Source organism: Stenotrophomonas sp. STEN030 (assembly GCF_056759995.1).
Genome location: NZ_JBRREB010000017.1, coordinates 24404 through 36514, shown reverse-complemented (window position 1 = coordinate 36514; position 12111 = coordinate 24404). Strand labels below are relative to the sequence as shown.

8 protein-coding genes are annotated in these 12111 nt (G+C 64.3%); 5 read left to right on the top strand and 3 right to left on the bottom strand.

Annotation, left to right across the window (positions count from 1 at the left end; all coding sequences use genetic code 11):
• The first annotated feature begins 17 nt into the window (after positions 1-17).
• The 5 genes from xylB (at position 18) to ACVOLR_RS07860 (ending at position 8596) form a co-directional block, all read left to right on the top strand.
• Positions 18-1511, top strand: coding sequence for a xylulokinase (gene xylB, locus ACVOLR_RS07880; RefSeq protein WP_481535949.1), 1494 nt, complete (start codon positions 18-20; stop codon positions 1509-1511).
• Between the two features lie 38 nt (positions 1512-1549).
• On the top strand, positions 1550-2884 hold the full coding sequence (gene xylA, locus ACVOLR_RS07875) for a xylose isomerase (protein ID WP_481535948.1): 1335 nt from the start codon (positions 1550-1552) through the stop codon (positions 2882-2884).
• 41 nt (positions 2885-2925) lie between these two features.
• Positions 2926-4335, top strand: coding sequence for a sugar porter family MFS transporter (locus ACVOLR_RS07870; protein ID WP_481535947.1), 1410 nt, complete (start codon positions 2926-2928; stop codon positions 4333-4335).
• Positions 4336-4337: 2 nt separating this feature from the next.
• The gene (locus ACVOLR_RS07865; RefSeq protein WP_481535946.1) at positions 4338-6914 is read left to right on the top strand and encodes a glycoside hydrolase family 3 protein; all 2577 of its coding nucleotides are present in this window, start codon (positions 4338-4340) and stop codon (positions 6912-6914) included.
• A gap of 119 nt (positions 6915-7033) precedes the next feature.
• On the top strand, positions 7034-8596 hold the full coding sequence (locus ACVOLR_RS07860) for a sodium/sugar symporter (protein WP_481535945.1): 1563 nt from the start codon (positions 7034-7036) through the stop codon (positions 8594-8596).
• Between the two features lie 187 nt (positions 8597-8783).
• On the opposite strand, the gene ACVOLR_RS07855 is transcribed toward ACVOLR_RS07860, so the two are convergent.
• Genes ACVOLR_RS07855 through cutA form a run of 3 tightly spaced genes read right to left on the bottom strand, consistent with a single transcriptional unit; the run spans position 8784 to position 12061 of the window.
• On the bottom strand, positions 8784-9374 hold the full coding sequence (locus ACVOLR_RS07855) for a TlpA disulfide reductase family protein (RefSeq protein WP_481535944.1): 591 nt from the start codon (positions 9372-9374) through the stop codon (positions 8784-8786).
• Positions 9374-11734 carry a protein-disulfide reductase DsbD family protein gene (locus ACVOLR_RS07850; protein WP_481535943.1) on the bottom strand — a complete coding sequence of 787 codons (2361 nt, stop codon included), beginning with the start codon at positions 11732-11734 and terminating at the stop codon, positions 9374-9376. Before ACVOLR_RS07850 ends, ACVOLR_RS07855 begins: the two co-directional genes overlap by 1 nt.
• A 3-nt stretch (positions 11735-11737) precedes the next feature.
• Positions 11738-12061 (bottom strand): divalent-cation tolerance protein CutA, encoded by a 324-nt coding sequence (cutA, locus tag ACVOLR_RS07845; RefSeq protein ID WP_296252846.1) that lies wholly within the window; start codon positions 12059-12061, stop codon positions 11738-11740.
• Positions 12062-12111: the final 50 nt, after the last annotated feature.

The window sequence follows — 12111 nt, the reverse complement described above, 5'->3', positions numbered from 1 at the left end:
TCCCATTGGTGCACGGCATGAGCATCGTCGCCGGTATCGACGCGGGCACGCAGAGCCTGAAAGTCGTGGTCTACGACGCCGCGCAACGGCAGTTGCTGGCCACGGCCAGCGCAGCACTGCAGCTGCACAGTGCCGATGACGGCAGCCGCGAGCAGGACCCGGCAGCGTGGGTCGCGGCGATGGAGGATTGCTTCGCGAGCATCGACCCGCAGCTGCGCCAGCAGGTGCAGGCGCTGGCGGTGTCGGGCCAGCAGCATGGCTTCGTCGCGTTGGATGCGGACGGCAAGGTGCTGGTCCCGGCCAAGCTGTGGTGCGACACCAGCAGCAGCGCCGAATGCGCGCAGATCATGGACGCGGCCGGCGGCGCGCAGCGCTGCATCGAGCTGACCGGCAATCCCATCCTTGCCGGCTACACCGCCTCCAAGCTGCCGTGGACGGCCAAACACCGGCCGGAGGCCTACGCAAAGCTGGCGCATATCCTGCTGCCGCACGACTACCTGAACTTCGTGCTGACCGGCCAGTACTACTGCGAGCACGGCGATGCCTCGGGCACCGGTTGGCTGGATGTACGCACGCGCCAGTGGTCGCCGGAACTGCTGAAGGCGACCGACGCCAACCGCGATCTCGCTGCCTGCCTGCCACCGCTGGTGGACGCAGATGCGCTGTTCGACATCGCGCCCGGGGCTGCAGCACGCCTGGGTTTGCCCGCCACGGTGAAGGTTGGCGCGGGCGGCGGTGACAACATGATGGCCGCGATCGGCACCGGCTGCGTTGCACCGGGCAAGCTGGCGATGAGCCTGGGCACGTCGGGCACGCTGTTTGCCAGTTCCGATGTGCCGGTGGTGGATGCCGGTGGCGCATGGGCGGCGTTCTGCTCATCCAGCGGCGGTTGGTTGCCGCTGATCTGCACGATGAATTGCACCGTGGTCACCGAGCAGGTGGCGCGCATGTTCGGCTTCAGCAGCCGCGATGGCGATGCGCATATCAATGCGACCACGCCGGGCGCCGATGGGCTGGTGATGCTGCCCTTCCTCAATGGCGAGCGCACCCCCGACCTGCCGCTGGGCAAGGGTGTGCTGGCTGGTCTGGACGCCACCACCATGAACCCCTCGCACTTCTACCGCGCGGCAATGGAGGGGGCGACCTATGCACTGAAGTACGGCTTTGATGCCTTCGTCGGTGCCGGCATGCGCTTCGACCGCATCGTGCTGACCGGTGGCGGCAGCAACAGCGCTGCCTGGCGGCAGATGGTCGCCGATGTGTTCGGCCTGCCGGTGGAAGTGCCGCAGCAGTCCGAAGGCGCGGCATTCGGTGCTGCCCTGCAGGCGCTGTGGGCATTGCAGCGCAGCGCCGGCAACGACGCATCTCTGGCCGCACTGGTGGCCACCCATGTAACCCCCGATGCCGCAGCCACTGCCACGCCTGACGGCGCGCGCAGCGCGGCCTATGCGCTGGCCTACCAGCGCTACCTGCAGCACCTGCACGCCGTCATGCCGCTGTACCGCGGTTGATTCTTTCCCCGTAGTTTGTCGACACAGGAATTCGCACCATGAGCAAGCAGCCCTTCATCGGCGCCACCGAGTATTTCCCCGGCATCGGCCAGATCCCGTTCGAGGGTCGCGACTCGGACAACCCCTTGGCGTTCAAGGTCTATGACGCGGACAAGCTGGTCGGTGGCAAGAGCATGCGCGAGCACCTGCGCTTCGCTGCCTGCTACTGGCACACCTTCTGCAACGCCGGTGCAGATCCGTTCGGCCCGGGCACGCGCCGCTTCCCGTGGGAGAAGGGCGATGCCATGGCCACCGCCGAGGCCAAGGTCGATGCGGCGTTCGAGTTCTTCACCAAGCTCGGTGTGCCGTACTACTGCTTCCATGACGTCGACATGGCGCCGGACGCCGATGACATCGGCACCTACGAAAAGAATCTCAAGCACGTGGTGTCGCTGGCCAAGCAACGCCAGCAGGCCACCGGCACCAAGCTGCTGTGGGGCACCGCCAACCTGTTCTCGCACCCGCGTTACATGAACGGCGCGGCGACCAACCCGGATTTCAACGTGGTCAGCCGCGCCGCAGTGCAGGTCAAGGCCGCGCTGGAAGCCACGGTTGAATTGGGCGGCGAGCACTTCGTGTTCTGGGGTGGCCGCGAAGGCTATGCCAGCCTGCACAACACCAACATGAAGCGCGAGCTCGAGCATTTCGCACGCTTCCTCAGCGCCGCGCGCGACTACGGCCGTAGCATCGGCTTCACCGGCAAGTTCTTCATCGAACCCAAGCCAATGGAGCCGATGAAGCACCAGTACGATTTCGACTCGGCAACCGTCGCCGGCTTCCTCAAGGCCAATGGCCTGCAGGACGACTTCATGCTCAACATCGAGGCCAACCACGCCACGCTGTCCGGCCACACCTTCGAGCACGACCTGCAGGTTGCCTCCGATCACGGCCTGCTCGGCAGCATCGATGCCAACCGTGGCAACGCGCAGAACGGCTGGGACACCGACCAGTTCCCGACCGACCTGTACGACACCGTCGGCGCGATGCTGGTGGTGCTGCGCCAGGGCGGCCTGGTCGGCGGCCTGAACTTCGATGCCAAGCCGCGCCGCGAATCCACCGACATGGAAGACCTGTTCATTGCCCACATCGGTGGCATGGATGCGTTCGCACGCGGTCTGGAAGTGGCCCACGGCCTGCTCAACGACTCGCCGTGGGAACAGTGGCGCACGCAGCGTTACGCCAGCTTCGATGCCGGCGCGGGCAAGGACTTCGCCAACGGCAAACTTGGCCTGGCCGATCTGGCCAAGCTTGCAGCCAGCAACGGCGAACCGGTGCAGGCCAGCGGCAAGCAGGAGCGCTACGAGAACCTGCTCAACCAATACCTGCTGCGCTGAGCACCAGGCCGACGACATAACCAGACAGAGAGGGTGAGGGGATGGGGCAGTCAGCAGCAAACAAGGAAAACACCGCGCTGATCGTATTGATCAGCGTGGTGGCGACGATAGGTGGGTTCCTGTTCGGCTTCGACAGTGGCGTGATCAACGGCACCGTCGATGGCCTGAAGCAGGCCTTTGGTTCCACCGAGGCGCAGTTGGGCTTTGAAGTGGCCTCGATGCTGCTGGGCTGTGCGATCGGCGCGTTCTTCGCCGGTCGCCTGGCTGACCGGCTGGGTCGGCGCTCGGTGTTGATCATCTCGGCGGTGTTGTTCCTGCTGTCGGCACTCGGTGCAGGCGCGGCGCATAGCTCGCTGGTGTTCATCGCCGCGCGCGTGGTCGGTGGCTTCGCGGTGGGTGCGGCCAGCGTGATGTCGCCGGCCTATATCGCCGAAGTGGCACCGGCACGTTATCGCGGGCGGCTGGCCACGGTGCAGCAGATCGCGATCATCTCCGGCCTGTTCATTGCCTTCCTCAGCAACTACCTGCTGGCCAAGGCCGCCGGTGCTTCTACCGAGCCGCTGTGGGCCGGTCAGGCGGCGTGGCGTTGGATGTTCTGGATGCAGGCGATTCCGTCGGCGCTGTTCCTGCTGCTGTTGTTGTTCATCCCGGAAAGCCCGCGCTTCCTGGTGGTCAAGCGCCGCAAGGATGAAGCACTGGCTGTGCTGACCCGCCTGTTCGGTGCCGAGCAGGCGCAGCTCACGCTGGGCGAGATCGACGCGTCGTTGTCGCAGGACCACCACCGTCCGCAGTTGTCGGACCTGATCGACAAGGCCACCCGCAAGATCCGCCCAATCGTCTGGGTGGGCATTGGTCTGGCGGTGTTCCAGCAGCTGGTCGGCATCAACGTGGTGTTCTATTACGGCGCGGTGCTGTGGCAGGCGGTGGGCTTCTCCGAGAGCGATGCGCTGCTGATCAATGTGCTGTCCGGTGCGCTCAGCATCGGTGCCTGCATCGTCACCGTGCTGCTGATCGACAAGATTGGTCGCAAGCCGCTGCTGTGGATCGGCTCCAGTGGCATGGCGGTATCGCTGGCGCTGGTGGTCTACGCCTTCGCCAGCGGTTCGATGGTGGAAGGCCACCTGCAGCTGCCCGGTCACATGGGCACCTTGGCGCTGGTCGCGGCCAATGCCTACGTGGTGTTGTTCAACGTGTCCTGGGGCCCGGTGATGTGGGTGATGCTGGGCGAGATGTTCCCCAACCAGATCCGCGGTTCGGCGCTGGCGGTTGCCGGTGCGGCGCAGTGGACGGCGAACTTCATCGTCACGGTGACCTTCCCGATGCTGCTGGCCGGCATTGGTCTGGCATCGACGTACAGCATCTACCTGGTGTCGGCGGTGATCTCGGTGTTCTTTGTTATCAAGTTCGTGCGTGAGACCAAGGGTCGTTCGCTCGAGCAGATGGAGGGTTGAGGATGATGACGTTTTCGACACGCCGCGCTGCCCTGGTTGGCGCGCTGGCAGTGGGTATCGCGGTGCTGGCCGGCTGCAACAGCGGCGACAAGGCTGCACCGCAGGCGGCCACCGCCGATGCCGCATACGACGGCACGATCCATCCGGAACAGTGGCCGGCGGTGGAATGGCCGCTGGCGGAAGATCCGGCGCTGGAAAAGCGCGTCAACGATCTGCTGGCGACGATGACGCTGGAGGAGAAGGTCGGCCAGCTGGTGCAGGGTGACCTCGCCAGCATCACTCCGGAAGACGTGCGCAAATACCGGCTCGGATCGATTCTGGCTGGTGGCAGCTCCGACCCGGGTGGCAAGTACAACGCACCGGCAAAGGATTGGCTGCAGGTGGCCGATGATTTCTGGGCCGCATCGATGGATACCACGACCGGCGGCAAGGCGATCCCGATCCTGTTCGGTATCGATGCGATGCACGGCCAGAGCAACGTGGTGGGCGCGACGCTGTTCCCGCACAACGTTGGCCTGGGTGCAACCCGCAACGTTGAACTGCAGCGCCGGATCGGTCAGATCACCGCCGCCGAAACCCGCGCCACCGGCATGGAGTGGGCGTTCGCGCCGACCGTGGCGGTGCCGCAGGACGTGCGCTGGGGCCGCGCCTATGAAGGCTATTCGGAGAACCCGCAGCTGGTGGCTGAATTCGCCGCAGCGATGGTCGAAGGCCTGCAGGGCAAGGTCGGCGCGCCGGACTTCCTCGACGACAAGCACGTGATGGTGTCGGTCAAGCATTTCGTCGGCGATGGCGGCACCACCGATGGCAAGGACCAGGGCGATACCGCGGTCAGCGAGGCTGAGCTGCGTGATGTCCACAGCGCCGGTTACGTCACCGCCATCAAGGCCGGTGCACAGTCGGTGATGGCTTCGTTCAACAGCTTCCACGGGGTCAAGATGCACGGCCACAAGCCGCTGCTGACCGACGTACTGAAGGGCCGCATGAACTACGGCGGCTTCGTGGTCGGCGACTGGAATGGCCACGGCCAGATTCCCGGATGCAGCACCACCGATTGCCCGGCCACCTACGACGCCGGCCTGGACATGGCGATGGCCACCGACAGCTGGAAGGGCATGTACGAGTCCACCGTTGCGGCGGTGAAGTCGGGCAAGCTCTCGACCGAGCGCCTGGATGATGCCGTGCGTCGCGTGCTGCGGGTGAAGTTCCGCATGAACCTGTTCGATGCACCCAAGCCTTCGGCGCGTGCGTTGGGCGGCAAGTTTGAATTGCTGGGTGCAGCCGAGCACCGTGCGGTCGCCCGTCAGGCCGTGCGCGAATCGCTGGTGTTGCTGAAGAACAACAACGGCATCCTGCCGCTGCGCGCCGACCAGAAGGTGCTGGTGGCCGGTGATGGCGCCGACAACATCGGCAAGCAGGCCGGCGGCTGGACCTTGAACTGGCAGGGCACCGGCACGACACGTGCCGACTTCCCCAGTGCCGACACCATCTGGGAAGGCCTGCAGCGTGAAGTCAGTGCTGCTGGTGGCAGCGCCGAGCTGGCGGTCGATGGCAAGTACAAGGCCAAGCCGGATGTCGCGGTGGTGGTGTTCGGCGAAGAGCCTTATGCCGAATTCCAGGGTGACATCCCCAACCTGCTGTACAAGCCTGGCAACGATGCCGACCTGGAACTGCTCAAGCGGCTGAAGAACGAAGGCATTCCGGTGGTGGCGGTGTTCATCAGCGGTCGTCCGTTATGGATGAACCGCGAGATCAATGCCTCCGACGCCTTCGTCGCTGCCTGGTTGCCGGGTTCGGAAGGCGCGGGTATCGCCGATGTGCTGCTGCGCAAGGCTGATGGCAGCGTCAACCACGACTTCAAGGGCAAGCTCAGCTTCTCCTGGCCGCGCACCGCGATCGACTCGGCGGTCAACAAGCCGGGCCACAACCCGCTGTACAAATTCGGCCATGGCCTGAGCTATGCCGACAAGGGCGATGTGGCGGCATTGCCGGAGGACTCCGAGGTAACCGGTGAGCAGGCCGGCAGTGGCGTGTACTTCGCCAAGGGCCGCCCGTCGCTGGGTCTTTCGCTGCAGCTGTCCAGTGCATCGCAGCCGGACATGCCGGCTACCACCGTGCCAACCGTGCTGGCCGACGGCAGCTTGAAGATGACCGCGGTCGATCATAAGGCGCAGGAAGACGCACGCCGCCTGCAGTGGTCGGGCACGGCGCTGGCAAAGTTCGCCTTGATTGCAGCCACGCCGATCGACGTCACCCGCGAGAGCAATGGTGACGTGCAGCTGCAACTCACCTTGCGCCGTGACAGCGCGGTATCGGCGCCGTTGACGGTGGGCGTGGGCTGCGGTGCGGGTTGCGCGGCCAAGGTCGACCTGCAATCCAGCTTGTCGGCCATTCCGGCTGGCAAGTGGGTAAGTGTTGGCGTGCCACTCAAATGTTTCGCCGCCGCAGGTGCGGATCTGTCAAAAATCCAACGTACAACCGAGTTGGAAACCGCTGCCGCTACGGATATTTCGGTATCACGCATCGCTCTTGGTGCTGCCGGTGAGGCCGAGGTAAACGTAGACTGCGCAACACGCTGAGACAGCGAATGCGCCGGTACGGGAGGGTGCCGGCGCACCTGATGATTTGGCCCGTTGGGGTCGGTAGCGAAAGGGCGCAGGGATGACGGCCCGGTCGGTGCACAACAGGGAGTAATGGAATGGGTTTGGGCACGTTGGATATCGCAATCGTATTGGTCTATCTGGCCGGTATCTTCATTCTGGCGCAGTGGGTGTCGCGGGAAAAAGCCGGGCACAGCAAGGACGCCAAGGACTACTTCCTGGCCAGCAAGTCATTGCCGTGGTGGGCGATTGGCGCCTCGTTGATTGCAGCGAATATTTCTGCCGAGCAGATCATCGGCATGTCCGGTTCGGGCTATGCGATCGGTCTGGCGGTGGCGTCGTATGAGTGGATGGCCGCACTGACCTTGTTGATCGTCGGCAAGTGGTTCCTGCCGGTGTTCCTGCGTAACGGCATCTACACCATGCCGCAGTTCCTGGAGCAGCGTTACGGCGCGCGCATCCGCACGGTGATGGCGGTGTTCTGGCTGGGCCTGTACGTGTTCGTCAACGTCACTTCGATACTGTGGTTGGGCGCAGTAGCGGTGAACCAGGTCACCGGCATGGAGCAGATGACCGCGGTGGTGTTGATCGGCGTGTTCGCGCTGCTGTACCAGTTGTACGGCGGACTGAAGGCAGTGGCACTGACCGACATCGTGCAGGTGACCTTGCTGGTGCTGGGCGGTCTATTCGTCACCGGGCTGACTTTGAACCAGCTTGGTGATGGCGCTGGCATCGTCGCCGGTTTCAACAAGCTGTGGCAGGCGCAGCCGGATCATTTTGAAATGATCCTCAGCAAAGACAACCCCTTCTACAAGGATCTGCCGGGCCTGAGCGTGCTGCTTGGCGGGCTGTGGATCATGAACATCAGCTACTGGGGCTTCAACCAGTACATCATCCAGCGTGCGTTGGCGGCAAAAAGCATCGGCGAGGCACAGAAGGGCGTGTTGTTTGCTGCTTTTCTCAAGCTGCTGATGCCGGTGATAGTTGTGTTGCCGGGCATCGCGGCAGTGATGCTGGCGCCGAATCTGGACAAGCCCGACCAGGCCTACCCGACGATGATGCGGATGCTGCCGACCGGTGTGCTGGGCCTGGTGTTTGCCGCGCTGGTGGCAGCCATCGTTGCCTCGCTGGCATCGAAGATCAATTCAGTGGCGACCATCTTCACCTTGGATTTCTACGCCAAGCGCAATCCCGAAGCGGATCAGACCACGCTGGTGCGTGTGGGTCGTATCGCGGCGGTGGTGGCTGTGGTGCTGGGTATTCTCACCGCCAAGCCCTTGCTTGGCAGCTTCGACCAGGCCTTCCAGTACATCCAGGAATACACCGGTTTCTTCACCCCGGGCATCGTGGTGATCTTCATGCTGGGCCTGTTCTGGAAGCGTGCCAATGAGGCTGGTGCACTGTCGGCGGCGATTGGTTCGTTCGTGTTGTCGATCGTGTTGAAGCTGGCTTGGCCGGCGTTGCCGTTCATTGATCGCGTCGGTCTGGTGTTCCTGCTGGCCTTGGCATTGGCGGTGGGGGTTTCGTTGTTGACGCCCGCGGCGCCGGAGAAAGACATCATCAATACCCGCGACGTCGATTACCGCACGGGCGGTGTGTTCAACGTCGGCTCGGTGGCGGTGATCGCGATTCTGATCGCGCTGTACGCGGTGTTCTGGTGATCCAGAGCTTCTAAAGCCCCTCTCCCACCGGGAGAGGGGTTGGGGAGAGGGTAAGGCGCAAAGCACCTTATGGAAGTTGGGGGCAAAGCCGGGAGCTCCTGGCTATTGGCGCAGACTAAACCCCGAGGGCGGCGCGCTTACTCGTGTGATCAACCCAAGCGTAGCCATCAATCCAAAGCTTGCAGTGTCACTGCGTAGCAGCAGGCTCCACACCCGCAACCCACGCATCAATCTCACCAACCTTGAACGGCCCAAGCTTCTGCTTGAGCACGCGCCCTTGCGCATCGATCAACACGCTGTAAGGCAGCAGCCCCTGCGAATTGCCAAGTTTGACGCTGGCATCATTCGGCCCCGGCGTCTCGATGACGATGGGGTAGTACACCGGCACATTGCCGAGGAAATCGAGCACCGCGTCAGGAGTGTCCAGCGCCAGCCCAACCACCTGCGGTCCGGTGTCCGCATGACGCGCGGCAAAGCGCGCCAGTTCAGGCATCTCTTCAATGCAGGGTGCACACCAGCTCGCCCACACGTTGATCAACAGCGGCTTGCCCTTGAAGCGATCCGGGAACTGAACCGGCATGCCGTCCAGGTCGGGCAGGGTGAACGAAGGCAACAACTCACCAATACGCACGCCCTGTACCGGTGTCGCTGATTTCAGCGGCGCAGAGGGCGTGCTCATCGAAGGCAGAGGCGGTGTGGCCGGGCGGCTCAGCCATGCACCGGCCGACAGCCCGGCCGCTGCTGCGATACCTGCTACCCACCAAACGGCACGGCGCATCAGCGCGCCGCGCGCAGCAGCGCTTCTTCGGCGGTCGCCTGGGTCAGTACGGTCGGCAGCACGCGCGGCGGCGCACCCGGGCCGTAGACCACGTACAGCGGCACACCGACCGCTTTGTGCTGGTCGAGGAAAGCACTGATCTGCGGATCCACATTGGTCCAGTCACCGCGCATGTACACCGCGTTGACCCGCTTCAAGGTGTCGCGGAATTTGTCGCGGTCCAGCACATTGCGTTCGTTGGCCTTGCAGGTGACACACCAGTCGGCAGTCATGTTGACGAACACCACGCGGTTGTCAGCGCGCAGGCGGTCCAGCATCTGCGGCGAATACGCCACCGTGCCTGCGCTGGCGACGGCAGCGCCCGGTGGCGGTAGACGGGTTACGCCCCACACCGGTACCAAGGCCAGCAGCGCGATCACCGCGCCCAGCACCATGCCGATCTTGCGGCTATGCCAGCGGCTGCGTTCAAACCACCACAGACCCAATGCCAACAGGGTCAGGCCGATCAGCATCAGGCCCATCGCATCAATGCCGCGCTGCTTGCCCAGCACCCACAGCAGCCAGATGGCGGTGAGGTACATCGGGAAGGCCATCACGTGCTTGAAGGTTTCCATCCACGCGCCCGGCTTGGGCAAACGCTCTGCCAGTGCCGGCACAAAGCCGATCAGCAGGAACGGCAGTGCCAGTCCCAGTCCCAGTGCCAGGAACACCAACATCGCCAAGGCCGGCGGTGCGGTGAAGGCGTAGGCCAGTGCCGGGCCCATGAACGGCGCGATGCAGGGGCTGGCGACCACGCAGGCCAGTACGCCAGTGAAGAAGTCACCGCTGGGACCGCTGCGCTTGGCCAGGTTCTGGCCCAGTTGACCAGCGCTGCCGCCAAGGGTGAACAGCCCGGACAGGCTCAGGCCAACGGCGAACATCAGGTACACCAGCGCGGCGATGAACCACGGGTGCTGCAGCTGGAAGCCCCAGCCTGCAGCTTGCCCGGCAGCGCGCAGCGCCAATACCAGCCCGCCGACTGCAGCAAATGCCACCAGTACGCCGGCCGTATACCAGAGCGCGTGGTTGCGTGCGCGCTGACGGCTCTCGCCACTCTGCGCCACGCCCAGCACCTTCAGCGACAGAATGGGCAGGACGCAGGGCATCAGATTGAGGATCAGGCCACCGGCCAGCGCCAGCAGCAGAATCCACAGCAACGAGCCATTGCCGGCGGTATCGGCCGGTGGCTGGCTGCGGCGGGTGTTGTCTGCCGACGCATCCGGCGCGGCCTCAGCGAGGCTGGCGGCCTCGGCAGCCGGACGCACAACCAGCGGCTGCGGTGCCGGCGGGTTGGCCGGGTCGATCAGCGGCATCGGCGTGACTTCGCCCTTCTTGCCGGCTGCCAGTGGTAGGATCACCAACGGGGCGACGGCCAGTTCTTCTTTTTCTTTGGACGAAATCTTGCCAGCGGGCAGCGACAGCCGCACCCGGCGGGTCATCGGCGGATAGCAGATGCCGTCGGTCTGGCAGCCTTGGAAGGTGACAACCAAGGTAGCCGGGGTAGCGTCGGGCTTGTCGCGGCGTAGCGGTAACGGCACATCGACCTGATCGAAATACACCACCACGTTGCCGAAGTGTTCGTCGCGGTACGGCTTGCCGGCGGGCCATTGCGGACGGCCGGCGCGCACGCCATCTGCACCTTCCAGCGCCAGCGAGGTGCGGTCACGGTACAGGTAGTAACCCGGTGCCGGCGAGAAGCGCAGCAGCAGACGATTGCCGTTGTCGACGATGGCTTCGAAGCCGAAAGCTTTTTCCGAGGGCAGCGGCAGGCCTTGCACGGCAGGGGCGCCGGGCAGGGTCAGGCCACCGCCGTTGTTGCCGGCCAGCGGGTTGAAGATGGGCGCAGCGGATGGTGCGGCGGCTGCAAGCGCGGGCGCGCCGCCGCCTGCGGCGGGCAGCTTTACTTCGATGTTGCGCTTCTGCGGCGGGTAGCACACGCCAGCATCGGCACAGCCCTGGTAGCGGACTTCGAGGGTGACGCTGGTGGTGCCCGCGTCTGCGGTGCCCGGCAGGATCGAGCGCAGCTGGCGGTGGTAGGTCTCCACATCGCCGAAGAATTCGTCGTGCTTCTTCTCGCCCTGTGGCATCTGCAGCGCACCGGCGCTGAAGCCGGGGCCGGCTTTGACGCTGGTGCGGTGGTGGTACAGGTAATAACCCGGGGCGATGTCCCAGCGCAGCTCGATACGGTCGCGGCTGGGGGCCTCGGCGCGCAGAGCAAAGGCCTGGTCTACCGGCAGCAGGTCCTTTTCATTGATGGCCAGCGCCGGCAGGGCGGCCAGGGAAAGCAGGCAGAAAGCGGCAAATTGTCGCAACAGCATCATTAATTATGTTTCCTCCCGGGTCTGCGCCCGGATCCAGTCCAGATACGCCGGCAAGCCGGCGCTGGGGGAGATCGCCACGATCTCCGGCAATTCATAAGGGTGGTGCAGCCTGATCGCGGCGCTCAACGCATCCAACCGATCAGCACAGGTTTTTATAACAAGCTGAATCTCTTCAGCTTGTTCAATCTGCTCCTGCCAGCGGTACACAGACCGCATCGCAGGCAACAAGTTCACGCAGGCAGCCAAACGCTGCTCTACCAAGTGGTGAGCCAATGCCTGCGCGGTTTGATCGTCGGGGCAGGTGCAGAAGACCAGTCTTACGTCCATCCGGCCATTGTGGCAGAAGCGCTTGAGGCGTTTTCGGATGGAAGTGTTGA

Excerpts from the sequence above, each read along its gene's own strand:
- ACVOLR_RS07855 (WP_481535944.1), bottom strand. The coding sequence starts at position 9,374 with ATGCGCCGTGCCGTTTGGTGGGTAGCAGGTATCGCAGCAGCGGCCGGG.
- ACVOLR_RS07850 (WP_481535943.1), bottom strand. The coding sequence starts at position 11,734 with ATGATGCTGTTGCGACAATTTGCCGCTTTCTGCCTGCTTTCCCTGGCC.
- xylA (WP_481535948.1), top strand. The coding sequence starts at position 1,550 with ATGAGCAAGCAGCCCTTCATCGGCGCCACCGAGTATTTCCCCGGCATC.
- ACVOLR_RS07870 (WP_481535947.1), top strand. The coding sequence starts at position 2,926 with ATGGGGCAGTCAGCAGCAAACAAGGAAAACACCGCGCTGATCGTATTG.
- xylB (WP_481535949.1), top strand. The coding sequence starts at position 18 with ATGAGCATCGTCGCCGGTATCGACGCGGGCACGCAGAGCCTGAAAGTC.
- cutA (WP_296252846.1), bottom strand. The coding sequence starts at position 12,061 with ATGGACGTAAGACTGGTCTTCTGCACCTGCCCCGACGATCAAACCGCG.
- ACVOLR_RS07860 (WP_481535945.1), top strand. The coding sequence starts at position 7,034 with ATGGGTTTGGGCACGTTGGATATCGCAATCGTATTGGTCTATCTGGCC.
- ACVOLR_RS07865 (WP_481535946.1), top strand. The coding sequence starts at position 4,338 with ATGATGACGTTTTCGACACGCCGCGCTGCCCTGGTTGGCGCGCTGGCA.